Raw genomic sequence first — 25,447 nt, 5'->3', positions numbered from 1 at the left:
GTTCGAGTGTCAACACCCACCGATGTGCCGGGCGCCGGCGAGCTCGTGCTGCTCGCCGGCCTCGGCAATCCGGGCCCCCGGTACGAGACCACCAGGCACAACATCGGGTTCCTGGTGCTGGACGAGCTCGCCGACCGTGTGGGCGGCTCGTTCAAGGCGCATCGCACCAACGTGGCGCTGCTGGAAGGCCGGTTGGCCGGCGTCCGCGTCGCGATGATCAAGCCGCGTAGCTACATGAACCTCTCCGGCGGTCCGGTCAAGGCGGCCGCGCAGTACTTCGGCGTCGAGCCGAGCGGGATCGTGGCCGTGCACGACGAGCTGGATCTGGACTTCGGCGTGGTCCGGCTCAAGTTCGGCGGCGGCGAGAGCGGCCACAACGGCCTGCGCTCGCTGACGTCGGCGTTGGGTACCCGCAACTACTACCGGGTGCGGTTCGGCATCGGCCGCCCGCCCGGGCGGATGAACCCGGCGGACTACGTGCTGAAGGACTTCTCCACCGTGGAGCGCAAAGAACTGGCGTTCCACATCGACCGCTGCGCCGACGCGGTCGAGGCCCTCGTCACCAAAGGCCTCGCCGCGGCACAGAACACCTATCACTGACATCCTCGGCGCGGGTCGTTCTCCGCCGCCCTCGACTGCGCGGGCGCGTGCGGCACATTCGCACGCCAATCCCGCCGGTGCGGTGTCGACCGGCCATGTCTCAATGCGCGAGGTCGGGCTCCTGGTGCAGTCGGACCCCGGCCGCCACGTCACGCGGACGCCTGCGTGATCTCCTTCGCGTACTCGATCGCCGTCGCCGCCCGCTTGACCTTGCCGGACGGCGTCTTCGGCAAGCTGCCCGGCGGCAACACCACGACGGAGTACGGCCGCACGCCGACAGCATCGGTCACCCGGGTGGTCACCGCGCGGGCGATCTCCTTCTCCTGATCCGTGCCTGCCAGCCGCGACTCCAGCACCACGGCATACCGCTCGCGTCGCGTGCCTGCGTCGATCCGCACCGCGATCGCGTTGCCCGCGCGAACTCCGTCGACCGATTGCGCCGCGCGCTCCACGTCCGTCGGGTAGATGTTGCGGCCGCCCATGATGATGACGTCCTTCTTGCGGCCACAGATGACGATCTGGCCGTCCGCGAGATAACCGAGGTCGCCGGTGGGGAACCAGCCCTCGGCGTCCCGCAGGTCCAGTGGCCCGTCGACGGTGAGGTAGCCGGGCGTGATCGAGTCACCGCGCAGCTGGATCTCGCCCACGTGCCGATCGGGCAGCACGTTGCCGGACTCGTCGACGATGCGGGCCTCCAACCCGGGCAGCGGCGTACCCAGCAGCGCGAACTGCCGAACCTTGTCGGTCTCCCTCCGCGGGTCGTCCTCCGGCACCGGGACCGCGCGGTTGTCGTTCTCCAGCGCCTCGGCCTCCACCACGTCGACCTGCAGGCCGCTGAACAGCGGCGCGAACGACACCGCGAGCGTGGCCTCGGCCATGCCGTCGGCGGCGAACACGCAGCGCGGGTCCAGCCCGAAGCGAGCGCCCGCGTCGGTGAAGGTGCGCACCGCGTTCGCGTCGATCGGCTCGGCACCGTTCAGCGCGATACGCAGGCTGGACAGGTCGTACTTGTCGTCCTCGACCCGTGCCAGGCGCTTGCCGACCACCGCGTAGGCGAAGTTCGGCGCCGCGGTGACGGTCGCCTTGTACCGGGAGATCAGGTCGATCCACAGCAGCGGCCCGGCCAGGAACTCCGCCGGGGTGACCTTGACCAGCTCCACGCCGAACGTCATCGGCACGGTGAGAAAGCCGACCATGCCCATGTCGTGGAACGTCGGCAGCCACGAGACCATCACGTCACGGTCCACGTCGAGCTCGGCCCGATCGCGCATCGCGGTCATGTTCGCGATCAGGTTGCCGTGGGTGATCTTGACCGCTTTCGGGTCCGCGGTCGATCCGCTGGTCAGCTGCAGCAGCGCCAGGTCGTCCTCGCCCATCGGCACCGGCTCGTCGAGCGATTCGGGGTGGTCGAGCAGTTCGCTGATCAGCAGGTAGCGGATGCCGTTCTCCTCGAGCACCGGCGCCAGCTGGTCGAACGGGTCGCCGAGCAGCACCAGTTCCGCGGAGATCATGCGCAGCACGCGCAGCGTGTCCGAGGCCCATTCGGCCAGGTCGGTGCGCGGGGTCGGCTGGTGCAGCATCGTCACACTGCCGCCTGCCAGCCACGTGGCTTGCACGGTCGGCGCGATGACCACCGGTGCGGCGGCCAGCACCCCGACCGACTGCCCCGGCTTGAGACCTGCGGCGATCAGTCCCGCGGCGAAGCGCCTGGCCTGCTGGTGGATCTCGGCCCAGGTCTGATGCTTCGGCTCGTGCGGCTCACCGGTGACGATTCCGCGGCGCGATCCACCAGCGGAGGTAGCGCTGGCGACCATCGTGTCGACGAACCTGCTCATACCCGAAACGATACTGGCGGACGGTCAACTGTTACTCGGCGGTATGTCCAGTGACACTCGGTCGACCTGGCCGTTTCCGTGCCGCCGGGTTGATATGCAAGTAGTTACTTGCATATGATTGCGGAGTGGGCGACGTCTACAAAGCACTGGCCGACCCGACCCGGCGACTCATCCTGGACGAGCTGGCCGAGCGGGACGGGCAGAGCCTGTTCGAGTTGTGCGGCCGGCTGGCCATGCGGCACGACGTCACGTCGAGCAGGCAGGCGATCACCCAGCACATCGCCGTCCTGGAGGAGGCCGGGCTGGTCAGCGTCCGCCGCTCCGGGAGAACGCGCATCCATCATCTGCACACCGAGCCACTCCGCGAGATCGTCGAGCGCTGGCTCACCGCCCGGGAGGACTGAATGGCTGTCCGCATCACCATCACCAGCGTGTTCGTCGACGATCAGGCCAAGGCGCTGGCCTTCTACACCGAACGGCTCGGCTTCCGACTGAAGCACGACGTGCCGATGGGCGAGCACCGCTGGCTCACCGTGGTCAGCCCGGACCAGCCGGACGGACCCGAGCTGCTGCTCGAGCCCGATCAGCACCCGGCGGCCAAGGCCTACAAGGAGGGGCTGGTCGCCGACGGCATCCCGGCCGCGTCGTTCACCGTCGACGACGTGCGCGCAGTGCACAAGGAGCTGACCGAACAGGGCGTGCGGTTCACCCAGGAGCCCGCCGAGATGGGCCCGGTGATCACCGCCGTGTTGGACGACACCTGCGGAAATCTCATCCAGTTGACGAGCCCGGTCGCGTAGCGCCTGCGGGATCCGACGCGACCCAGGCTCGCTGCCGCCGCGTTTCCACGGCTCGCGGGTGGTAGTGCTTGCGTACCCAGTCGACCGCTTGCGTCGGCGGGACTCCGCTGAGCGTGGCGAGGACGGCGAGCGCGGTCCCGGTCCGGCCGATGCCACCACGGCACGCGATCTCCACCCGCTCGGCGGCCGCACGCTCGTGGACCTCGCGCAGCGCGTCGATCGCGTCGGCCGGGTCGCGCGGCAGGCAGAAATCACCCCAGCGGACCCAACGGCTCGGCCACGCCAGGACGCCGGGATCCCGCCCCAGCAGGTAGACGGCGAACTCCGGCTGTCCGAGCCGGCCCCGAGGGCGCTTGATGCCGGTGCCGCGCACGTTCCGGCCGTCGGGCAGCTGCACGACACCGGGTTCGTCATCCCATGCGCCCACTCGCACCCCTCTGTCCGTGCTCGTCTACTCGACGGCGGACCCCCCGGACAGCCCGACGGGCTACTCGACGGTGTCGGCGAGCTCCATCCAGCGTTGCTCGACCGACTCCTTCTCGGCCAGCACGTTCTTCAGCTCCATGTCGAGTTCGAGCAGCCGGTCCGGGTCGGTGGCCGCCTCCGCCAGCGCGGCATGCAGCTTCTGTTCCTTGTCGTGCAGCGAATCCAGCTTGCGCTCGAGGCGGGCGAGCTCCTTGCGCGCCGCGCGCTGCTCGGCCGCCCGCGAGGCAGGCTTGGCGGACTCCTGCTGAGCCGGCTTCCTCTCGGCTGCCGCATCCCGCCGCCGCGCGAGGTACTGCTCGATCCCGCCGGGGACACTGGTCACCGCACCGTCGCCGTACAGCGCGTACACGGCGTCACAGACTCGCTCGATCAGATACCGGTCGTGCGAGACCACCACCAGCGTTCCCGCCCAGCCGTCGAGCAGGTCCTCGAGCTGCTGCAGGGTGTCGATGTCCAGATCGTTGGTCGGCTCGTCGAGCAGCAGCACGTTCGGCTCGGCCATCAACAAGCGGCACAGCTGCAACCGCCGCCGCTCACCACCGGACAGCTCGTCCACCGGCGTCCACTGCCGCTTGGGCGGGAACCCGAACTTCTCCGCCAACTGCGAGGCGGACAGCTCGTGCTTGCCCAGTACGACGCGCCGGGCGACCTCCTCCAGCGCTTCGAGCACACGTAGATCCCCGGGCAGGTCGTCCAGCTCCTGACGCAGCCACGCCAACCGGACCGTCTTACCCCGCACCAGCCGCCCGGCGTCCGGCTCCAGCGCGCCGGCGAGCAGGCGCAACACCGACGTCTTGCCCGAGCCGTTCACGCCGACCAGGCCGATCCGATCACCGGGGCCGATCCGCCAGGTCACGTTGTCCAGCAGCCGATGCGAGCCGAGCGTGAGCGAGACGTCCTCCAGCTCCAGGACGGTCTTGCCCAGCCGCCGCTTGGCGAACGCGTGCAGCTCCACGGTGTCGCGCGGCGGCGGCACATCCGCGATCAGCGCCTCGGCGGCCTCGATCCGAAAGCGCGGCTTCGAGGTCCGCGCCGGCGGTCCCCGGCGCAGCCAGGCGAGTTCCTTACGCACCAAATTCCTGCGCTTCTCCTCCGCCGCGGCGGCCAGCCTCGCGCGCTCGGCGCGGGCGAAGATCCAGTCCGAGTATCCGCCCTCGTACTGCTCGACCGAGCCGTTGACGACCTCCCACGTGCGGTCGCACACGGTGTCGAGAAACCAGCGGTCGTGGGTGACGACCACCAGACCCACCCGGCGCGCCAGCAGGTGATCGGCCAGCCACTGGATGCCTTCGACATCCAGGTGGTTCGTCGGCTCGTCGAGGATGAGCAGGTCGAGTTCCCGCACCAGCGCGGCGGCCAGTGCGACCCGGCGCCGCTGCCCGCCGGACAGCTCGCCGGTCGGCGACTCCCAGCCCAGCGCCTCGATGCCCAGCCCGGTGACGATGCTGCGCACCCGCGGGTCGGCCGCCCACTCGTGATCCGCGCGGTAGCCCTCCAGCACCACGTCACGCACCCGGGCGGACGGATCGAGATCGCTGCGCTGAGTCACCACCGCCATGCGCAGATCCCGCGCCCGGCTGACGCGACCGGAGTCCGGTGGTTCGAGCCCGGCGAGCAGCTCCAGCAGCGTCGTCTTGCCACTGCCGTTGAGGCCCACCACACCGATGCGCTCCCCGGCGTGGACGCCGAGCGAGACGCCGTCGAGCAGCACACGCTCGCCGAACGACTTGTGGACGGACTCCAGGTTGATCAGATTGCTCACGCGTCAACCTCGCGGTCGATCACGGTCGTCACGCATGCACCTCGGGCGGCGTCGGTCTGGACGGTTCGCTGCTGATCACCCGGGCGCCAGGCACCGGCCCCTGCGCCACACGCACCGTCCGGCACACTCCGGCCCCGGACAGCTGCGCCGCCACCTCGACCGCGGCGTCGCCGTCGGTGCACAGGAACGCGCATGTCGGCCCGGACCCGGAAACGATACCGGCCAGCGCACCGGCGTCCACACCCGCACGGAGCGTGCGGCGCAGCGACGGCCGCAACGACACCGCGGCCGCCTGCAAGTCGTTGCCCAGCAGCAGGCCCAGTTGACGTGGGTCACCGGACGCCAGGGCCTCCAACAGCGGCTGGTGCGAGCCGAGCCGCGGCGGGTCACCTTCCTCGCGCAGCCGATCCAGCTCGCCGTACACCCGCGGCGTGGACAGTCCGCGATTGCTGAACGCCAGCACCCAGTGGTACGTGTGCCTGCCCAGCACCGGGACCAGCTGCTCACCGCGGCCGGTCCCCAGCGCCGTACCGCCGGAGAGCGCGAACGGCACGTCACTGCCGATCCGGGCGCCGATCCGCATCAACTCGTCGCGGCTGATGTCCAGCCGCCACAACGCGGCCAGCCCGACCAGCGCGGCCGCGGCGTCCGCGCTGCCGCCCGCCAGGCCGCCCGCGACCGGAATGCCCTTGTTGATGACCACCCGGACCTTGGTCTCGTCCTCCGAGCGGCCGACATGTGCCGCCAGTTCCCGCACCGCACGCCAGGCCAGGTTGTTCGCGCCGTGCGGGACGTCGCCGGCGCCTTCCCCGCTGACCTCGACCCCCGGCTCGTCCCCGGCGGCCACGGTGACCTCGTCGGTCAGCGACAACGCCTGGAACACCGTCGTCAGCTCGTGGTACCCGTCCGCTCGTTTGTCACCGACGGACAGGTGCAGGTTGATCTTCGCCGGCACTCGCACGGTCACCGGAGGTGGTACAACGGCAAGCACGATGTCAGCGTACGCCTGTCATGCTTGGCGACCCCACGGCAGCGCCCGTGTCCGGTGGCCGAACCCGCGTCAGGCGGCCTGCAACAGCTGCTCGACCACCGCGCGCCGAGCGCGCACCGAGGCCGGAGCACTCGCCTGGGCGCTGACCAAGCCGCCGTGCTCACGGATCCACGCCAGCGCCTGCTCGGCGTTGCTGCCGCGGACACCGATCCGGTAGCGGGCCACCGGCGTCTCCACCACGCGGGTCTTGCCGCCGCTGATGGTGGCGATCTGCACCTCGTTGCGGTCCTCGGCCGCGGGCAGCAGCGTCTCCACCGTGGCGTGGCCGACCAGCAGGACGTCGGCGACAGCGTCGTAGTCGCGGACGACCTGCGACGTCGACGACACGGCCGGCAACAGCGCGTGCGCGGTGTAGCTGGTCTGGTCGGTCAGCAGCGACAGCACCGTGCCCGCCTCGAGCAGCCGCCCGTCGGCGAACAGCGCGACGCCGTCGCACACCTTACGCACCACGTCGGCCTCCCGGGTGGCCAGCACCACGGTGATGCCCAGCTCGGCACGGGCCCGGTCGATCGCGGCGAGCACGCCGCCTGCCTGCTCGGCGTCCAGGCCCAGCGTCGGCTCGTCGAGCAGCAGCACGGACGGCTGCGTGGCGAGCGCGCGAGCCAGCACGACCCGACGGCGCTGGCCCTCGTTCAGTTCACCGGGCGAGCTGATGGCCGCCCTGGTCAAGCCCACCAGGTCGAGCAGTTCGGCGACGCGGGCGCGCCGGGCGGCACCGTCCAGGCCGAGCCGCTCCAACGGCAGCGCCACGTTGCCTGCGACGGTGCGCTCCGCACGCAGGCCGAACGAGTCCACCAGCGCGAACTGGCCGCGCAGGTCACGCAGCCGGCGACCGGACAGCTCGCCTGCGTCCAGCTCGTCGACGAGCACCGTGCCCGCCTCGGGAGCCTCGCGCAGGCCGAGCAGCCGCAGCAGCGTGCTCTTGCCCGCACCCGCGGGGCCGAGCAGCCCGAAGATCGCGCCGGACGGGATGTCGAACTTCACCCCGCGCAGCGCGGACGGCGGATGTTCGTCGGACGGGATGGTCTTGGTGATGTTGTCAACGGTGATCAAGTCGGTCTCCTGAAGCCGCGCAACCCAACGCACACCGCTTCCCCAGCGCATGCGGAGTGGATTGCAAAGAAAAGGAAGAAAAGGACTTAGCGGGCGAGATGGGCCGTCAGCGGCAACAAGCGCAGACGGTGCGCTTGCACTGATCGACGACGCGACGCTTCGTCAACATTCGAGACCGATACATGTCAGAATTCCTCCATCGGTCCTGGCGGAAGCACCTGCCCGCCGAGGCGGGTGGTTGCTGCGACGTCATAGAGCCAGGTCTCTCGGCCGCTCGGGATGGATACCCCAGCATTACAGCCGATGTTGCTCATTCCTGGCAACACCGGGCCGGTCGTTCTTGTTCCACATCACACGGATCGCCGCGCGCGCCCGAGGTGATCTTGACGCTGCGTCGAGCGGTTACCGGCGCGCAGCCGCCAGCCGGGTGAAGTCCGAAACGGTGAGCTGCTCGCCCCGGGTAGCCGGGTCGATCCCGGCGGCGCGGAGCAGTTCTTCGGCGCGTGGCGCGGAGCCCGCCCACGTGGCCAGCGCGGCCCGTAGCGTCTTGCGCCGCTGCGCGAAAGCGGCGTCGACCACTGCGAACACGTCCTGGACGGGGACGTCGGCGGGCGACTCGCCGCGCTCGAAGGCGACCAGGGCGGAGTCGACGTTGGGCACCGGCCAGAACACCGCGCGCGGCACGGCAGCGACCTTTCTTGCCCTTCCGTACCACGCGAGCTTCACGCTCGGGACACCGTAGCTGCGGCTGCCGGGGCCTGCCGCCATGCGATCGGCCACCTCGGTCTGCACCATCACCAGCGCCGTGCGCAGTGACGGCAACTCGGCGAGCAGATGCAGCACCACCGGGACCGCCACGTTGTAGGGCAGATTCGCCACCAACGCGTTCGGCGCCTCGGTCAGATCGCGTGCGGACAAGCGCAACGCGTCGGCCGCCAGCACGTGCAGGCGCCCCAGATCGCCCCCGCGCTCGGCCACCGTCTCGGGCAGGCGACCGGCCAGCAGCGGATCGACCTCCACCGCGTGCACCGACGCGCCCGTGGCGAGCAGACCGAGCGTCAGCGAGCCGAGCCCCGGCCCGACTTCCAGCACCACGTCGTCGCCGCCGACCCCGGACAGCTGCACGATGCGGCGCACCGTGTTGGGGTCGTGCACGAAGTTCTGACCGAGCTTCTTGGTCGGCCGGACCCCGAGCTCGTCGGCCAGCCTGCGGATGTCCGCAGGTCCCAGGAGTGCAACGGTCACCGGCGCAGCCTAATCACCGGCGCTCGAACCGTGCGTGGCGACTCAGCGCGGCAGGCCCAGCTTGGCCGCACAGGCCGGCCAGGCACCGTAGCCGCCGCGAGAATCGCGCACCTTGGTCGCGATGGCGATCTGCTGCTCCCTGCTGGCCTCGTGCGGGTACGCCGCGTACGCGTCGCCGCCGTAGGCGTCCCAGGTGCCCTTGTTGAACTGCAAGCCGCCGTAGTAGCCGTTGCCGGTGTTGATCGACCAGTTGCCGCCGGACTCACACTGGGCCAGCTGGTCCCACACGCCCGCGTCGTCGATCTCCGGCATCTTGGTGCCGACCTTGACGACCCGCTGCTTGGCCTTGCGGATGACCGTCTTGGCGATCTCTTCGCGGTCGATCTCGACGTTGTTCTTCTTCGTGACCCGGTAGGTCACCAGCGCGAGGCCGGCCTTGCCTTCCTCGACGACCTTGGTCTTGCCCGCCTCGAGGGTGTCGTCCTCGATCTCCTTGACCGGCGGCTCGATCGGCTCCTTGACCTGGATGGTGAACGTGCCGGTACGGGTGATCTCGACCGTCGAGCCGTCCTTGAGCTCGCGGGTCAGGCCGTTCTCCACCTTGTCCTTCGGGCCGATCTTGATGCCCTTGGACTTGAGGAACTCCTCGACGGTGATGGCGTGCGTCTGGATCGTCTGCGGCTTCTCACCGCCGTCGACCAGCGTGATCTTCTTGAGGGTCTTGATCTCCAGGATCATGCCGTCCAACGGCACTTCGCCGTGCTGTGGCGCGGAGATCCACGCACCCTGGGCGATCAGGTTGCTCTTGCCCAGCTGGACCAGCGCGTCGCGCACCGTGGTGGCGCGCACCCAGGTCTGCCGCTGCTTGCCGTCCTCGATCACCGTGAGCTGGCGGCCACGCTCCAGCTTGATGACGCCGTTGTCGCCGATCTCGGCGTTCGGCGCCAGCGACAGCGCGTCGTGCGGGCCGACCTTGATGCCCGCGTCCTCCAGCACGTCGCCGACCGTGCTGCCGAACGTCGAGACGACCCGTTCCTTGCCGTCGACGTTGATCGTGACGCTCTTGTTCATCGCGAGCGCCACGCCGCCGCCGGTCATGGACACCAGCACGGCCATGACGGCGCCCTTGAGGAAGCGCCGCTTCCACTTCTGCGCCGCGGTGACCTGCTGCTGCGGCTCGTCGGAGGAGGTCTCGGGGGCGACCGCGGGAGCGGCCTTGGCCGCCGGGATCTCCTCCTCGATCGGCGGCAGCATCGTCGTCTCGGCGTTGATGAGCCGGATCAGCTCATCGACGTCGATGTCCAGGGTGCGCAGCATCTCGCCGGCCTGCGGGCCGAGCGAGGCGTACACGTCCTGCTCGGTGATCGACGGTTCCGGCGAGAACAGCGAGCTGTCCAGTTCCTGGTCCAGCTCGGCCAGGCCCGGGAAATCGGCGTAGCCGTGGTCCGGGGCTCGGTAGCCGTCGCGGTAGCCCAGCGGCGGCCAGTCAAGCTCTGCAACTGCGGTATTCGATGGGCGCGAGTCGGGGCGGCGCCACTCATCGACGGTCACGAGGTACAGGCCTTTCGGGGTAAGGGTCCTGCTCTTCCGGCGTGCGCCACTCCGGGGGAAAGTGACTCACACCGGTGGAGTCCGCTACTCAGCGTCCTCCTGAGGTCGTACGGTCACGGGACAATAACGGACACCGCGGGCTTGTGCAAACACCTCCCGGAGTAATCGGACGTATCTCACCCACCCAAGTGGAGCAATCCGCCCGATCAGGCATTACGCAGAGTTCAGCTCGAGGTCACGGAACGGAATCGAAAGACCCGTTCCGCCGCGGCGGTGGTTGCTTCGGCCAGCTCCTCGACGCTCTCTTCGCGCAGGTCAGCAAGATCGCGAACGGTATAGGCGACGCAGTACGGCTCGTTCGGCCTTCCCCGGAACGGATGCGGTGTGAGAAATGGCGCATCCGTCTCCACCGTGAACTGGCCGAGCGGGACGAGCTTGGCCGCTTCCCGCAGCGGTCTGGCGTTCCGGAACGTGACCGGCCCGGCGAACGACAGCACGTACCCGGCGTCCAGGCAGCGGCGCGCGACGCCCGCGTCCCCCGAGAAGCAGTGAAAGATCACCGTCTCCGGCGGTCCTTCTTCATCGAGGATGCGCAGCACGTCGTCGTGCGCGTCGCGGTCGTGGATCATCAGCGGCTTGCCGAGGCGCTTCGCCAGGTCGATGTGCCAGCGGAACGCCTCCTGTTGGGCCTGCGGCGGCGAGTAGTCCCAGTAGTAGTCCAGGCCGGTCTCGCCGATCGCGACCACGCGCGGCCGGGCCGCCAGGCGCTCGATCTCCGCCTGTTCCTTCTCCCCGAACGTCGCGGTACGCGTCGGATGGATCGCCACAGCCGCGTACAGCCGCTCGTCCCACGTCGCCGCCTCAGCGGCCCACCGCGCAGCCGTCAGGTCGTCAGCGACCGTCACAGCGCGGGTGACGCCGACCGAGCCGGCACGGTCCAACGCTTCGGCAACCTGGGCAGGCGTGGTCAGCCCGCACGCGTCCAGATGCGTGTGCGCGTCGACCGCGTTGACGGGCAGCCGTTCCGGAAGCGGCGGGCGTTCGGTGCGACTCACTTGATCGGCGCGAAGTCCGGGCCGGTCTCGGCGAGCTTCGGGTCGAGCTTGGCGAACAGCGGCTTCGGCTTCTCCAACGGGCGGCCGACCTCGATCGGCGTCGACTCCCAGCGCGCCTGCTCGGCCGCGTAGTCACCGCTGATGATGGCGTGCCGCTTGCCGGGCAGATCGAGATCCTCCACCTCGGACACCTCGGGCTGGGCCGCCCACACCCCGGTGCCGCCGAGCGCCTCGTGCACCTTCTGCGCCGCATGCGGCAGGAACGGGGTCAGCAGGGTATTGGCGTCCTGCACCACCTGCAGCGCCGTGTGCAGCACCGTGTCCCGGCGCTCCGGGTCGTCCTTCAGCTTCCACGGCTGCTGGTCGGACAGGTACTTGTTCGCCGCGGACACCACGCGCATGGCCTCGGAGATACCCGCCCGGAACCGCGAGCGGGCCAGCTCCTTGCCGACCGTCTCGTAGGCCGCGCGAGCCTGCGCCTTGAGCTGCTCGTCGGCCTCGGTCGGCGTGCTCGGCCGCGGGATGGCGCCGACGTTCTTGTGCGCCATGGACAGCGCCCGGTTGACCAGGTTGCCCCACTCGTTGGCCAGCTCGAAGTTGACCCGGCGGACGAACTCCTCCCACGTGAAGTCCACGTCCTGGGTCTCCGGCCCGGCCGCGGAGATGAAGTACCGCAGCGTGTCCGGCCCGAACTCGGCGAGGAACTCGTGCAGGTAGATGACCGTGCCGCGGGACGTGGAGAACTTCGAGCCGCTCATCGTCAAGTACTCCGACGAGGCGATCTCGGTCGGCAGGTTCAGTTCGCCGTACGGGCCGGGCGTGCCGCCCTTGTCGCCCCGGCCGTTGTGGCCGAGCAGCAGCGCGGGCCAGATCTGGGCGTGGAACGTGATGTTGTCCTTGCCCATGAAGTACACACACTGCGCCGCCGGGTCGTTCCACCACGCCTGCCAGGCGTCCGGATCGCCGCTGCGGCGCGCCCACTCCACCGACGCGGAGAAGTAGCCGATCACCGCGTCGAACCACACGTAGAAGCGCTTGAGCGGTTCGTCGCGCCAGCCGTCCAGCGGAATCCGCACACCCCAGTCCAGGTCACGGGTGATCGGCCGTGGCCGCATGTCGTCGATCAGGTTGCGGGTGAAGTTGACGACGTTGGGCCGCCAGTCGGTCTTCGACGCCAGCCACTTGCCCAGCGTCTCGGTGAACGCGGGCAGGTCGAGGAACAAGTGCTCGGTCTCGATGAACTTCGGCGTCTCGCCGTTGATCCGGCTTTTCGGGTTGATCAGCTCGGCGGCGTCCAGCTGGTTGCCGCAGTTGTCGCACTGGTCACCGCGCGCGCCGTCGTAGCCGCAGATCGGGCAGGTGCCTTCGACGTAGCGGTCGGGCAGCGTGCGTCCGGTGGACGGGCTGATCGCGCCGCGCGTGGTCTTCGGGATGACGTAACCGTTGCGGTACATGGCCAGGAACAGTTCCTGCACCACGTGCGCGTGGTTGCCGGTCGTGGTCCTGGTGTACAGGTCGTAGGTGACGCCGAGGCCCTGCAGGTCGTCGACGATGACGCGGTGGTACTTGTCCGCGGTCTGTTCCGGCGTGAGGCCTTCCTTCTCCGCCTGCACCAGGATCGGCGTGCCGTGCTCGTCGGAGCCGGAGACCATCAGCACCCGATTGCCCGCCATTCGCTGGTATCGCGCGAACACGTCGGACGGGACGCCGATACCGGAAACATGGCCAATGTGGCGGGGACCGTTGGCGTAGGGCCAGGCCACCGCGGTCAGGATCGGGGTGCTCATGTTTTTAGCCTACGGTGCCCGCCGATCGCCTTTTGCAGTGGTCAGCACGCTGGTACGGCGGCCGCGCACCGGCCGGCCGATCGGGCAAGGCGGCACACTTCGGACTTCTCTGGCGGCGCGGCGGGCTGCACTATGGGCCGGTGAGGGTGGACCGCATTCGGCTGGACGTCTCCGCACCGGTGGAGGCGGTCGTGGCCGTGCTCGACGAGCGGGCTCGCCGCCGTGATCTGCCTCCTCCCGCGGCGCTTGTCGGTGACTGGTTCGGCTCGCGCGCGGTGGTGGCCCCGTCGGTACGGCTGCGGCCCGCCGGCGCGGAGGAGGCCTACCAGATCCCGACGCGTGCTCGACCCGTGCACGCCGCGGGTGACGGAGCGGTCGGCGGCGGCTGGTTCGGCTACCTCGGCTACGACCTGGCCGCTGCAGCAGGCGCGCGCGGCATGCTGCCGTCGGCGGTATGGGGCTGGGCCGATCACGTCCTGCGGCTCGACACCGACGGGTGCTGGTGGTTCGAGTCGCTCGGGGTCGACGAGCCCGCCGAGCGCGCCGCCGAACTCGAGGCCGTGCTGGCCGAGCCTGTCCCACCACCTGCCGGTTGGACGCCGACCGTGCTGCACCGGCCGGACGAAGCCACGCACGCCAAAGCGGTGCGGGCGACCCTGGAAGCCATCGCGGCCGGTGAGCTGTACCAGGCCAACATCTGCACGCGCTTCACCGGGACGTTCGACGGGCGGCCCGCGGAGCTGTTCGGCGCGGGCGTGTCCGCGCTCCGGCCCCGCCGCGCGGCACTGCTGTCCGGCGAGTGGGGCGCGGTCGTCTCGCTGTCGCCGGAACTGTTCCTGTCACGGCACGGCCGCACGGTGCATTCCACGCCGATCAAAGGCACGCTCCCGCGCCGCGGGCCCGCGGACGACGACAACGCGCGACGGCTGCGCGAGTCGGTCAAGGACGTGGCGGAGAACGTGATGATCACCGATCTGGTGCGCAACGATCTGGGCAGGGTCAGCGTCGTCGGTTCGGTCACCGTGCCCGAGCTGCTGCGTGTGCGTCCCGCTCCGGGCGTATGGCACCTCGAGTCGACCGTGCGCGCCACACTGGCCCGCGAGCGCACCGACGCCGACCTGTTGCGTGCGGCCTTCCCGCCCGGGTCGGTCACCGGCGCGCCGAAGATCCGCGCGCTGGAGTTGATCTCCCAGCTCGAAGCCGTCCCTCGTGGGGTGTACTGCGGCGCCATCGGGATGGTCTCCCCGGTCGCCGGGCTCGAGCTCAACGTCGCCATCCGCACGCTGGAGCTGCGGGACGGACTGATCGAGCTCGGGGTCGGTGGGGGCATCACGGCATCGTCGGATCCGGCGCTCGAGTGGCAGGAGTGTCTGCACAAGGCGGCACCGCTGGAGTCCGTGTTGGCCCGCGGCGCCGGGAATGCCGGGTGCGCTCGCGATGTTGGGCTCGGTTAGCGTGGCTAACCAAGGAGGGTCAGTGGCGAGCACACCACAAGCGCAGATCGGTTACCGGGCACTGCCGCGGGAAGTGTGGGTTCTGGTCTCTGCGAACGTGCTCATCGCGGCGGGCTTCGGACTGGTCGCACCCGCCATCCCGGTTTTCGCCAAGAGCTTCGACGTCGGCATCTCCGCCGCATCGCTGGTGGTCAGCGCGTTCGCCGGAGCCCGGCTGCTGTTCGCCCCCGCCACCGGCCCGCTCATCACCAAGCTCGGCGAGCGCAAGGTGTACATGACCGGCCTGATCATCGTGGCCGTCTCCACCGGTGCCGCCGGGTTCGCGCAGACCTACACTCAGCTGGTCGTCTTCCGTGGCCTGGGCGGCATCGGGTCGACCATGTTCACCGTCTCCGCGGTGGCGCTGTTGATCCACCTGACCCCGCCACCGCTGCGTGGCCGGGCCTCCGGGCTGTTCGGCGCGGGCTTTCTGACCGGCAACGTGATCGGCCCGCTCGGCGGCAGCGGCCTGATGGTGATCTCGCTGCGGGCGCCGTTCCTGATCTACGCCGCGCTGCTGCTCGTGGCGAGCTTCCTGGTCTGGTTGCTGCTGCGCAACTCGACGCTGATCGGACGGGTGGACGCCGACACCGCGCCTGGCGTGACGCTCGGCCAGGCGCTGCGGAACCACGCCTACCGCGCTTCCCTGCTGGCGAACTTCGCGTTCGGCTGGTTCGTCTTCGGGGTGCGGGTCGCATTGCTGCCGTTGTTCATCGTCCAACAGCTGCACGAGAGCGAGTCGCTGTCCGGCATCGCGTTCGGCGTCTACGCGGCGGTGAACGTGGTCGCGTTGCTCCCGGTCGGCAGGCTGGCCGACCGGATCGGCCGCAAGCCGCTCATCCTCGTCGGGCTGGTGATCACCAGCGGCGGTGTGGTCTGGCTGGGCCTGAGTGGGTCGGTGGTGGAGATGCTGCTGGCCAGCGCGGTGGCCGGCATCGGAACGGGCGCACTCACCCCACCGAACCAGGCGGCGGTGGCCGACGTCGTGGGCGCCAAGGGACGCGGCGGGCCCGTCCTGGCGGCGTTCCAGATGGCCGCCGACGTCGGCGCGATCGTCGGCCCGTACGTGGCCGGGCTGATCGCCGAAGGCAGCTCGTTCGCCCTGGCTTTCGGGGTTACCGGGGCGTTGACGCTGCTGGCCGCCGCCGTGTGGCTGCCCGCGCCGGAGACGTTGCCGCGAACGCCGGACGAACCGCACCACCCGACACCCGAGCAGGCGTGCGAGCTCGACGCGCGGGAGGCTCGCTAGCCGCGTCGCTCCTTGGCGGCCAGCACGGCGTTGTACAGGTCGCGGGCGGACACCCCGGCGCGCTGCGCCACCGAAGTCGCGACGTCCTTCAGCCGCTCGCCACCCATGGCCTCGGCTTCGACGTAGGGCACGAGCTCCTCGACGTCGGGCGGCGGTGGTTTTTCGGCAGGCGCCAGCACCACGGTGATCTCGCCCTTGACGCCCCCGGCGGCCCAGTCCGCCAGGTCACCGAGCGGCGCCCGGCGAACCTCCTCGTACCGTTTGGTCAGCTCCCGGCACACCGCAGCGACCCGGTCTTCACCCAGCACCTCCGCGGCATCGGCCAACGTGCGAGCCAGCCGATGCGGGGACTCGAAGAACACCGTCGTCCGGCGCTCGTAGGCCAGCTCGCGGAAGAAGGCACGGCGCGCGCCGTCCTTGCGCGGCACGAAGCCCTCGAAGCAGAACCGGTCGGCGGGCAGCCCGGAGAGCGCGAGCGCCGTGGTGACGGCGGACGGCCCCGGCAAGCACGTCACCGGGAGGCCGGCGTCCAGACAAGCGTTGACCAGCGAGAACCCTGGGTCGGAGACGCTCGGCATGCCCGCGTCGGTCACCAGCAGCACCGTTTCGCCTTCCCAGATCGCGCCCATCAGCATGGGGACCTTGTCCAGCTCGACGGCGTCGTAGAAGCTGACGATGTGTCCCTCGGGGCGCACACCCAGCGCTGCGGCCAACGCACGTGTGCGGCGAGTGTCCTCGGCGGCGATCACGTCCGCGGTCACCAGCGCCTCCCGTAGGCGCGGCGAGGCGTCTCGACTGTCTCCCAGCGGGGTGGCGGCGAGTACCAGCATTCCGGTCACCCGGCGATCTTATGCGGATATCGCCGGGTATCGGCCCGGCAAGCCACACCGGCCTCACCCGGCTGGACCTACCATGGGCTCCCGTGACCGCGGTTCTGCCGGACGACCTTCGATCGAGCCCCCGCGGCTTCGGCGGTGGCCGTCCACCTTCCGACGCCGTGCTGGCGCTGCGTGGGCGCCCGCTCCCGTCGGACCGCGCACGGTCGTGGATCGTCACCGGAGTCGTCACCGCGCTGGCCGCCATCGTGCGGCTGTGGAACCTGGGCTGGCCGACCGACCACGGCACCCCGGTCTTCGACGAGAAGCACTACGTGCCGCAGGCGTGGCAGATGCTGCGCAACGGCGGTTACGAGGACAACTACGGCTACGAGCTCGTCGTCCATCCGCCGCTGGGCAAGCAACTGATCGCCATCGGCGAGTGGCTGTTCGGCTACAACGGCTGGGGCTGGCGGTTCAGCGCCGCGATCTTCGGCATCGTGCTGGTGCTGCTGGTCGTCCGCATCGCGCGGCGGCTGACCAGGTCGACGCTGCTGGGCGCCATCGCGGGCGTCCTGGTGATCGCCGACGGCGTGCTGCACGTCCAGTCCCGGATGGGGATGCTGGACATCTTCCTCACCGTGTTCGTGGTGGCGGCCTTCGGCTGTGTGGTGATGGACCGCGAACAGGTCCGCGAACGCCTGGCCGAAGCGGTAACCCGCGGTTGGATCGACGACCCGTACGGCCCACGTCTCGGCTACCGCTGGTGGCGGGTCGGTGTCGGCGTGCTGCTCGGCCTGGCCTGCGGCGTCAAGTGGTCCGGCATGTACTTCGTGGTGGCGTTCGGGCTGCTCACGGTGGCCATGGACTTCAGCGCGCGGCGGACCGCTGGGGTCGAGCGTCCGCTGCGCGGGGTACTCCGGCGCGACCTGCTGCCTGCCGTGCTGACGCTCGGCGTGCTGGCCGTCGCGGTCTACCTCGCCACCTGGTGGGCCTGGTTCGCCAGCGAGACCGCAACCGACCGCAACTATGTGGAGATCGCGCAGGAACAGAGCGGCTTGCTCGCCTTCCTGCCCGACACGTTGCGGTCCTTCCTCGCGTACCACGTCAACGTGTTGGATTTCCACGCCGGGCTGCACACCCCGAAGGGTGATCCGCACCCGTGGGAGTCGAAGCCGTGGACATGGCCGATGGGCCTGCGGCCGATGCTCTATTACTGGGGCGACGGCGCCGAGGCCGCAGGCTGCGGGCGCGACGTGTGCGTGCGGGCGACGATGTTGATCGGTACGCCCGCGATGTGGTGGCTGTCCGTGCCGGTACTGCTGTGGGGTCTGTGGCGGTCGATCTTCCGGCTCGACTGGCGCTACGCGATGGTGCTGACCGGCTACTTCGCCGGATTCCTGCCCTGGTTCCGCGACGTCGACCGGCAGATGTACTTTTTCTACGCCACGCCGATGGCACCGTTTCTGATCCTGGCGTTGACCCTGGTCCTCGGCCAGGTTCTGGGCAGTGCGCAGGCGGGTCTGGAACGCCGGGGAACCGGGTTGCTGGCGGTGTCGTTGTACGTCGGTCTGGTGGTTGCGAACTTCGTCTGGCTTTGGCCGATTCTCAATGGGGACTCGATCACGAATGCGCACTGGCAAGCCGAGCTGTGGCTGCCCTCGTGGAAGTAAGCTGCTGACGTGATCGAGCGCGGCGCGCCGGGGGATCCACCCTCACGTCCGCTCACACCCGTCGCGTCGACGCGCCGGGCGCTGAGCAAGCTGATGCCCAGCGGAGGGCACCCCACCCGGGCAGTGCTGACCCTGTTCGCCGGATTCATCCTCTTCGGCACCGTGGTGCTGATGCTGCCGTTCTCCACCACCAGCGGGAAATCCACCGATTTCGTCACGGCGCTGTTCACCTCGACGTCCGCAGTGTGCGTCACCGGACTGACGGTGGTCGACACCGAGTTCTACTGGTCGGAGTTCGGCCACGTGGTGCTGCTGGTGCTGATGCAGATCGGTGGTATCGGCATCGTGACGATCGCGTCGGTGCTCGGGCTACTGGTCGCCCGCCGATTCAGCTTGCGCATGCAGATGACCATGCAGGCCGAGATGCGCGGCATCGGTTTCGTCGACGTGCGGCGCATCGTCACGCGAGTGGTGATCATCTGTGTGGTCATCGAGTCGATACTGGCGGTGATCCTGACCATCCGGCTGGTCACCGCCTACGGTCAGTCGTTCGGCCGGGCGTTGTACTCCGGCGTCTTCCACAGTGTGTCGACGTTCACCGGCGGCGGATTCTCCCTGCACTCCGACAGCCTGGCCCGCTACGCGGGCGACGGCTGGGTGAGCGTTCCGGTCGCCGTCGTCGGCATCATCGCCGGAATCGGCTTCCCGGTGCTGTTCGAGCTGGGCAGGCGGGCCAAGCACCCGCGCCGCTGGTCGCTGCACACCAAGATCACCCTGCTGACGTCGGCGATCCTGTTGGTGGTCGGGTTCGTGTTCCTGCTCGTCGCGGAGTGGGCCAACCCGCGGACGTTCGGCCCGATGGGCGTCGGCGCCAAGATCGTCTCGGCGCTGTTCGGATCCGTCGTCCCGCGTTCGATCGGATTGACCACCATCGACGTCAGCGACATGCACTCCGAGTCGCTGCTGCTCTACGACGTGCTGATGTTCATCGGTGGCGGCAGCGCCAGTACCGCGGGCGGCATCAAGGTCACCACGTTCGCGCTGCTGGCGTTCGTCATCTGGGCGGAGATCCGCGGCGAGCCGACGGTGCACGTGATGGGCAGGCGGTTGTCGCCGATGGTGCAACGTCAGGCCTTGACGGTGGCGCTGCTGGGTGTCGGACTGGTCATGTCGACCACGATGGTCGTGCTGGCGCTGACCGACATTCGACTGGAGCGGGTGTTGTTCGAGGTGATCTCCGCGTTCGGCACCGTCGGGCTGTCCACCGGGGTGACCGGCGAGCTGCCCACCGCGGGAGTGCTCATACTGGCGGCGGTGATGTTCGTCGGCCGCATCGGGCCGATCACCACGGCGACCGCGCTGGCGTTGCGCGAGCGCCGCAGGCGCTACGAACTACCGGAGGAGCGACCGATCGTTGGCTAAGAAAGAGCATCCCGACAATCGCGCGGTCGTCATCGGGCTGGGCCGGTTCGGCAGCTCGCTGGCGCTCGAGCTGGTGTCCGGGCGCACCGAGGTGCTCGGGTTGGACCGCAGCGAGAAGCTGGTGAACGCCTGGGCCGACGATCTGACCCACGTGGCCGTCGTCGACAGCACGGACGAAGAGGCGCTGCGGCAGCTCAACGTGCAGGACTACCCGCGTGCAGTGGTGGCGATCGGCGCCGACCTCGAGGCGAGCATCCTGACCACGTCGATCCTGTCGGACTTCGGCATCAAGAAGATCTGGGCCAAGGCGTTGTCCCGCCAGCACGCCAAGATCCTGGAGCGGGTCGGCGCGCACCACGTGGTGCTGCCCGAGCACGACATGGGTGAGCGGGTGGCCCACCTGGTGATGGGCCGGATGCTGGACTACATCGAGTTCGAGGACGACTACGCCATGGTGAAGACCCTGGCGCCGCACGAGGTGGTCGGCAAGACGCTCGGCGAGTCGGAGCTGCGCAGCAAGTACGGGATCACCGTGGTGAGCATCAAGCGGCGCGGGGAAGGCTTCACCTACGCCACCGCGGAGACCGAGGTGCGGGCGGGAGATCTGCTGATCGTGGCCGGGAAGGCGTCGGACACCGAGCGGTTCGCCGAGCTCACCTGAGGCTGGGCAGCCCACCGACCACGCACACCCGGCTCGCTCGAGCGCGCAGCTGCCCTGCCGCGCGATGCGGCGCTTTCAAGCCGTTGCGACGCGCCTGCCCTGCGGCCGATGCGGTACTTCCATGCCGTTGCGACGCGCCTGCCCTGCGGCCGATGCGGCACTTCCATGCCGTTGCGACGCGCCTGCCCTGCCGCGCGATGCGGCACTTCCATGCCGTTGCGACGCGCCTGCCCTGCCGCGCGATGCGGCACTTTCAAGCCGTTGCGACGCGCCTGCCCTGCCGCGCGATGCGGCACTTCCATGCCGTTGCGACGCGCCTGCCCTGCCGCGCGATGCGGCACTTCCATGCCGTTGCGACGCGCCTGCCCTGCGGCCGATGCGGTACTTCCATGCCGTGCGACACCCGTGCGCGCCGATCAGCTGCCGTCAGGCCCGCGGCATGATGCGGGTGACCGGTCCCTCGCGCGACTCCCCCGCCTTGGCCAGCCACTCGTTCATCTCCCGGACGATCGACTGCAGCGTCGGCCGGTTCCGCGGCTGGGCGTCCAACGCCGCCCGGAGCAGCCGCACGTGCACGCTCTGCTCCGGCAGCTGGGTCGGCGGCTCCGCCCGCGACGCCGCCACCAACGCCGCCATCGGCGTCTCCCGCACCCCGCGCGGCGGCTGGCCGGTCAGCGCGAAACTCACCGTCGCGGCAAGCTGCCAGGCATCCGACGCGGGCGTGGCAGGAGCGCCGTTGGCTGTCTCCGGCGCGGTGTAATCCGGTGTGCCGATCATCATCCCGGTGGCGGTCAGCTGCGAGTCGCCCTTGCTGCGGGCGATGCCGAAGTCGATCAGGTGCGGCATGCCCGCCGGGTCGATGATCACGTTCGACGGCTTCACGTCGCGGTGCAGCACGTCCCGCTCGTGCGCGGCGATCAGCGCGGAGGCCATGGTCGACCACAGCCGGGCCGCGGCCACGTCGTCGATCGGGCCGTTGCGGTCGACCGCGAACGCCAGCGCCTCACCCTCCAGGTACTCCATCACCAGCGCCAGGCCGTCGTGCTCCTCGACCAGGTCGTAGACCCGCACGCAGTTGGGGTGGTTGATCTGCGCCAGCGCTTTGGCCTCGCGCTGCATGCGTTGCTCGGTCTCGGCGTCCGGCGCGTGCGCGATCTTCAACGCCACCCGACGGTCCAGCTGCGTGTCGACGGCCTCCCACACCGTGCCCATGCCGCCGTGCCCCAGTTTGCGCACGCGGCGATACCGCCCTTGCTTGTGCGGCAACGGGCCGACGGCCGCGGCGGCCGGAGCCGGGTTCGGTCGGGGCTGCGCCGGCGGCTCCGGCTTCGGCTGCGGAGCCACAGCGGTCGGCGGGTACTGCCGCGGCGGCGGTGGCGGCGGTGGCGGCGGAGCCGACGGCGGCTCGTACGGCGGCGGCTTCGGTGGTTCGTACGGCGGCGGAGCCGCGGCCAGCGCGGCCTTCCGCTCGGCCCGGCGGATGGTCTGCCAGCTCGGCGGCCCGACCATCACCAGCGGCACCAGCCCGAGGATGGTCAGCGGCACGAAACCCAGCCACAAGAACACCGCGGTGTTGGCGCTCACCGGCACGGTCAGCAGCACCAGGCCGACGAACGGCAGCCACAGCAGCCGCGCGGGCCAACGGGGACCACGCCGGGTGGCCAGCCGGGCCTGCAACACGATGAACAGCCCGGCCAGGATCGGCAGCCCGACCAGCGCCCCCAGGTAGAGCCAGTAGGTCAGCGAGCCGTTCGGGTAGAACACGGTCTCGAAGACGTTGGGCCCGCCACCGAGGTACTTGCGCTGGTTGCCGATCAGATCGCACGCCGAGGTACGCAGCGACTCCAGTTCGGGGAAGGTCAGCCCGGTCCGGCCGGGGCCACCGCCGGTGTAGGCCGCCCGGTACACCTCGGACGCGCCCAGCATGAGGATCCACGGCAGTACCAGGACGAACACCACGCCGACGGTGCCGAACGTGGCGATGGTCGCGGTGTTGTACGTGTTGCCGGTGAACTTGCGGACCGACGCGACGATCAGCGCGCCCAGCATCGGTAGCAGCGCGATCAGCGCCCCGGCGGTCATGGTGGCCCACACCCACTCACCGGGACAGATGCCCGGGCCGAACACCTGCTTGGCGAACGACAGCAAGGCGCCGGCCAGGTCGGTGAACATGGCCCCTCCTTCCGCCGTCCGAGCGCCGGCCTCCAGTATGTCGGGTACCGCGTTCCCCACCCCGGCACACGTGCCGATTCGTGGCCGTGTTGTCCTGAACAGGTGCATATTCGCGGCACTCGCTCAGTGCGTCGACGTCTGGTCCGCGCACTCGGTTGCTCCCTGGTCGGCGCGATGTTGCTCACCGGATGCACGTCCACGGAGGAACCATCGAGCCGGCGGCCGTCGTCGACCCCTCCGACGACAACGTCGTCGCGCGCGCCGGACCCGGTTGCCCTACCGAAGGGCGCTCCGCAGTTGACCGACGTCATCCCGGCCCCGGTGCGCGTGCAGCGCGCGCCGGAGGAGAACTTCCCGATCGACTCCGCTACCGCCATCGTGCCTGCGAAGTCGCCGGACGCCGAGCACGCCGCCGACCTGTTGCGGGACACGCTGCGGCGTTCGACCGGCTTCGAGCTGCCTGCCACCGACCGCGGCCAGGTCATCGAGCTGCGCGTCGACGACGAGCTGCCGGCGCAGGGCTACCGGCTGGAGGTCACCCGCACCCGCATCACGCTCAGCGGCGCGGACCGCGCGGGGCTGCTCAACGGCGTGCAGACGCTGTTGCAGCTGCTGCCGCCCGAGGTCGTCGCGGGCAAGCGCCCGCAGGGTGAGCTGGTCGTCGCGGGCGGAACCATCACCGACCACCCGCGCTACGCCTACCGCGGCACGATGCTGGACGTCGCCCGGCACTTCTTCGACGCCGACACCGTCAAGCGGCACATCGACCGGATCGCCCGGTACAAGATCAACTACCTGCACCTGCACCTGGCCGACGACCAGGGCTGGCGGATCGCGATCCGCAAGTGGCCGAAACTGACCACCGTCGGCGGCCGAACCCAGGTCGACGGGGGCAAGGGTGGCTGGTTCAGTCGGCGCGAGTACTCCTCGATCGTGCGCTACGCCCAGCGGCGCGGCGTGACGATCGTGCCGGAGATCGACATGCCCGGCCACACGCAAGCGGCCCTGGCCGCCTACCCGCAGCTCAGTTGCGACGGTCGACCGCGCCGGCCGTACACCGGCACCCAGGTCGGGTTCTCCACGCTGTGCGTGACCAAGCAGGAGACCTACCGGTTCGTCCAGGACGTCATCTCGGAGCTGGCCGAACTGACCCCGGGCCCGTATCTGCACATCGGCGGCGACGAGGCGCAGTCGACCAAGCCCGCCGAATACCGCACGTTCATGCGCAAGGTGCTCCCGATGGTGCTGCGGGCGGGCAAGAAGCCGGTCGGTTGGCACGAGTACGCCCAGGTCGACCTGCCGAAGGAAGCCGTGGTGCAGTACTGGCGGATCGAGCGGGCCGACGACGCCACCGCCGCCGCGGCCCGGGCGGGCAACAAGGTGCTCATGTCCCCGGCCGACAAGAGCTACATCGACATGAAGTACTTCGAGTCCGACAGCCGGGGCAACAAGTGGGCGGGACCGGTGAGCGTGCAGACCGCTTACGACTGGGACCCGGCCGGCTACCTGAAGGGTGTCGACGACTCCGCCGTCCTCGGTGTCGAGGCTCCGTTGTGGACCGAGCTGGTGGAGACCGAGGAGGACATCGAGCGGCAGGCGTTCCCCCGGATCGCGGCCGTCGCCGAGGTCGGCTGGACGCCGCAGAGCCGACGCGACTGGAACGACTTCCGTCAGCGGCTGGCCCAGCACGGGCCCCGGCTCAAGGCCCAAGGCGTGGCCTTCCACCCGTCGCCCGACGTGCCCTGGTAAGGCTCAGCGGGAGACCAGACGAATCAACGTGCCGTCCTGCAGCAGCTGGAGGGTGCGTCCAACCGGCTCGTCCGACCCCGGTGTCAGCACCAGCCGCACGGTCGAGCCGTCCACCCCGACCTCGGCGTCACTCAGCATCCCGGCGGGTTCTCCCCCGGCTTGTTCCAGAGCCGTGGTGATCCTGGCGCGCAGTTCCTCCGCGTCACCGTTGGGCGAGCCGAAGCACACGACCTCGGTGACCTCCGACGCGCTCGGCGCACGGACCCCGACCGCCACCACCACGTCTGGAGCGTTCGAGTCCCGGACCAACCGTGCCGCCACCACATCGCCCAGGCAGGAAGCCGCGGCACTCATGCCTTCGTCCTCGGCCAGCCGTTGCCCTTCCGGCTTCGTGACCCACGCCAATGCGTCGGCCATCGGCGCGTAACTGAAGGCACCGGGTTCGGTGCGGATGTTGTTGAACTCGGACAGCTGCACCATGTCCTGGAACGGGCCGCTGTCCAGGTTGATCTCGCCGTTGGCCCCCGAGGTCCAGACCGTGGCGTCGCCATCCTTCTCCTGGGGCACGTCGCGCGCGGCGATGCGCTTGTCGACCGCGGCCACGTCGTAGTCGCCGATCACGATTCCCGCCCACCGCGGCGGAACCCCTGCGGTGATCGCTTCACGCATGACGGAGAGATCGAGGTCGATGCCCTCCTGGATGAGCTTGCGGTAGTTGAACAGGTGGTCCAGACCCGTTCCGTCGATCAGCCGGAACCGCCTCTCGTCCGCCTTGATCAGCTGCTGCACCGCGGCCACATCACCGTAGGACAAGCTCTGCCGTGTCTCGGGAGTCGACTGCACCCGCTGCAGCGCCCCGGCCAAGCCGGAAGCGTTGCCGACGTTCGCCGGCGTCGGCTCACCGGGAGACTCTGTCGAACAGCCGGAGACCGCCAGCAGACCGATCAGTCCGACGGCAAGCAACCGCTTCGCACGCACCATGATCGGG

The 25,447-nt window shown here is 69.7% G+C and carries 21 protein-coding genes and 1 riboswitch; of the genes, 9 read left to right on the top strand and 12 right to left on the bottom strand.

The window, feature by feature from the left end:
* The first annotated feature begins 6 nt into the window (after positions 1–6).
* The gene (pth, locus tag YWM_RS0105810) at positions 7–600 is read left to right on the top strand and encodes an aminoacyl-tRNA hydrolase (RefSeq protein WP_028849920.1); all 594 of its coding nucleotides are present in this window, start codon (positions 7–9) and stop codon (positions 598–600) included.
* A 149-nt stretch (positions 601–749) separates the two neighbouring features.
* On the opposite strand, the gene YWM_RS0105805 is transcribed toward pth, so the two are convergent.
* Complete coding sequence (locus YWM_RS0105805) at positions 750–2,435, bottom strand: fatty acyl-AMP ligase (protein ID WP_028849919.1); 1,686 nt, start codon at positions 2,433–2,435, stop codon at positions 750–752.
* 125 nt (positions 2,436–2,560) lie between these two features.
* On the opposite strand from YWM_RS0105805, the gene YWM_RS0105800 reads away from it, so the two are divergent.
* Both YWM_RS0105800 and YWM_RS0105795 read left to right on the top strand, forming a co-directional pair.
* Positions 2,561–2,839 carry an ArsR/SmtB family transcription factor gene (locus YWM_RS0105800; protein WP_028849918.1) on the top strand — a complete coding sequence of 93 codons (279 nt, stop codon included), beginning with the start codon at positions 2,561–2,563 and terminating at the stop codon, positions 2,837–2,839.
* A complete protein-coding gene (locus YWM_RS0105795; protein WP_028849917.1) occupies positions 2,840–3,235 on the top strand; it encodes a VOC family protein in 396 nt (131 codons plus the stop codon).
* On the opposite strand, the gene YWM_RS22390 is transcribed toward YWM_RS0105795, so the two are convergent.
* The 8 genes from YWM_RS22390 to metG all read right to left on the bottom strand — a co-directional run bounded on the left by YWM_RS22390 (position 3,207) and on the right by metG (position 13,225).
* A complete protein-coding gene (locus YWM_RS22390) occupies positions 3,207–3,662 on the bottom strand; it encodes a protein-tyrosine phosphatase family protein (protein ID WP_043659843.1) in 456 nt (151 codons plus the stop codon). The two genes, YWM_RS0105795 and YWM_RS22390, sit on opposite strands and share 29 nt — an antisense overlap.
* Positions 3,663–3,722: 60 nt before the next feature.
* Positions 3,723–5,483 carry an ABC-F family ATP-binding cassette domain-containing protein gene (locus tag YWM_RS0105785; protein ID WP_028849916.1) on the bottom strand — a complete coding sequence of 587 codons (1,761 nt, stop codon included), beginning with the start codon at positions 5,481–5,483 and terminating at the stop codon, positions 3,723–3,725.
* Positions 5,484–5,511: 28 nt separating this feature from the next.
* Positions 5,512–6,474 carry a 4-(cytidine 5'-diphospho)-2-C-methyl-D-erythritol kinase gene (locus YWM_RS0105780; RefSeq protein ID WP_028849915.1) on the bottom strand — a complete coding sequence of 321 codons (963 nt, stop codon included), beginning with the start codon at positions 6,472–6,474 and terminating at the stop codon, positions 5,512–5,514.
* Between the two features lie 69 nt (positions 6,475–6,543).
* A complete protein-coding gene (locus YWM_RS22385; protein WP_052344635.1) occupies positions 6,544–7,587 on the bottom strand; it encodes a methionine ABC transporter ATP-binding protein in 1,044 nt (347 codons plus the stop codon).
* A 193-nt stretch (positions 7,588–7,780) separates the two neighbouring features.
* A riboswitch (SAM riboswitch) is annotated at positions 7,781–7,873 on the bottom strand.
* Positions 7,874–7,989: 116 nt separating this feature from the next.
* Positions 7,990–8,832 (bottom strand): 16S rRNA (adenine(1518)-N(6)/adenine(1519)-N(6))-dimethyltransferase RsmA, encoded by an 843-nt coding sequence (gene rsmA, locus YWM_RS0105770; protein ID WP_043659841.1) that lies wholly within the window; start codon positions 8,830–8,832, stop codon positions 7,990–7,992.
* Positions 8,833–8,874: 42 nt separating this feature from the next.
* Positions 8,875–10,251 (bottom strand): resuscitation-promoting factor, encoded by a 1,377-nt coding sequence (locus YWM_RS0105765; protein ID WP_052344634.1) that lies wholly within the window; start codon positions 10,249–10,251, stop codon positions 8,875–8,877.
* Positions 10,252–10,607: 356 nt separating this feature from the next.
* Positions 10,608–11,438: a TatD family hydrolase gene (locus YWM_RS0105760; protein WP_028849912.1), complete on the bottom strand. Its 831-nt coding sequence runs from the start codon at positions 11,436–11,438 to the stop codon at positions 10,608–10,610.
* Complete coding sequence (gene metG / locus YWM_RS0105755; protein ID WP_028849911.1) at positions 11,435–13,225, bottom strand: methionine--tRNA ligase; 1,791 nt, start codon at positions 13,223–13,225, stop codon at positions 11,435–11,437. The genes YWM_RS0105760 and metG overlap by 4 nt, the downstream gene beginning before the upstream one ends.
* A 140-nt stretch (positions 13,226–13,365) precedes the next feature.
* On the opposite strand from metG, the gene YWM_RS22380 reads away from it, so the two are divergent.
* Positions 13,366–14,679 (top strand): aminodeoxychorismate synthase component I, encoded by a 1,314-nt coding sequence (locus YWM_RS22380; protein WP_052344633.1) that lies wholly within the window; start codon positions 13,366–13,368, stop codon positions 14,677–14,679.
* A gap of 22 nt (positions 14,680–14,701) precedes the next feature.
* Positions 14,702–15,967, top strand: coding sequence for an MFS transporter (locus YWM_RS0105745; RefSeq protein ID WP_028849910.1), 1,266 nt, complete (start codon positions 14,702–14,704; stop codon positions 15,965–15,967).
* On the opposite strand, the gene rsmI is transcribed toward YWM_RS0105745, so the two are convergent.
* Complete coding sequence (rsmI, locus tag YWM_RS0105740) at positions 15,964–16,797, bottom strand: 16S rRNA (cytidine(1402)-2'-O)-methyltransferase (protein WP_043659956.1); 834 nt, start codon at positions 16,795–16,797, stop codon at positions 15,964–15,966. The genes YWM_RS0105745 and rsmI overlap by 4 nt on opposite strands.
* A gap of 92 nt (positions 16,798–16,889) precedes the next feature.
* On the opposite strand from rsmI, the gene YWM_RS0105735 reads away from it, so the two are divergent.
* The 3 genes from YWM_RS0105735 to YWM_RS0105725 are packed head-to-tail and all read left to right on the top strand — an operon-like array spanning position 16,890 to position 20,538.
* Positions 16,890–18,455 carry a dolichyl-phosphate-mannose--protein mannosyltransferase gene (locus YWM_RS0105735; protein WP_028849908.1) on the top strand — a complete coding sequence of 522 codons (1,566 nt, stop codon included), beginning with the start codon at positions 16,890–16,892 and terminating at the stop codon, positions 18,453–18,455.
* A 9-nt stretch (positions 18,456–18,464) separates the two neighbouring features.
* Positions 18,465–19,877, top strand: a complete 1,413-nt coding sequence (locus tag YWM_RS0105730) for a TrkH family potassium uptake protein (RefSeq protein ID WP_245565934.1) — start codon at positions 18,465–18,467, stop codon at positions 19,875–19,877.
* On the top strand, positions 19,870–20,538 hold the full coding sequence (locus YWM_RS0105725) for a potassium channel family protein (protein WP_028849906.1): 669 nt from the start codon (positions 19,870–19,872) through the stop codon (positions 20,536–20,538). Before YWM_RS0105730 ends, YWM_RS0105725 begins: the two co-directional genes overlap by 8 nt.
* Before the next feature lie 426 nt (positions 20,539–20,964).
* Here YWM_RS0105725 and YWM_RS0105720 read toward each other — a convergent pair whose 3' ends face one another.
* Positions 20,965–22,710, bottom strand: coding sequence for a serine/threonine-protein kinase (locus YWM_RS0105720; RefSeq protein ID WP_028849905.1), 1,746 nt, complete (start codon positions 22,708–22,710; stop codon positions 20,965–20,967).
* 297 nt (positions 22,711–23,007) lie between these two features.
* Here YWM_RS0105720 and YWM_RS0105715 point away from each other — a divergent pair, with 297 nt between their 5' ends.
* The gene (locus YWM_RS0105715; protein WP_052344600.1) at positions 23,008–24,459 is read left to right on the top strand and encodes a beta-N-acetylhexosaminidase; all 1,452 of its coding nucleotides are present in this window, start codon (positions 23,008–23,010) and stop codon (positions 24,457–24,459) included.
* 3 nt (positions 24,460–24,462) lie between these two features.
* Here the strand turns inward: YWM_RS0105715 and YWM_RS0105710 are convergent, their stop codons facing one another.
* Positions 24,463–25,440 carry a hypothetical protein gene (locus YWM_RS0105710; protein ID WP_028849903.1) on the bottom strand — a complete coding sequence of 326 codons (978 nt, stop codon included), beginning with the start codon at positions 25,438–25,440 and terminating at the stop codon, positions 24,463–24,465.
* Positions 25,441–25,447: the final 7 nt, after the last annotated feature.

Source organism: Thermocrispum municipale DSM 44069, from assembly GCF_000427825.1.
Taxonomy (GTDB): Bacteria; Actinomycetota; Actinomycetes; order Mycobacteriales; family Pseudonocardiaceae; genus Thermocrispum; species Thermocrispum municipale.
This window is presented reverse-complemented; position numbering and strand designations above follow the sequence as displayed.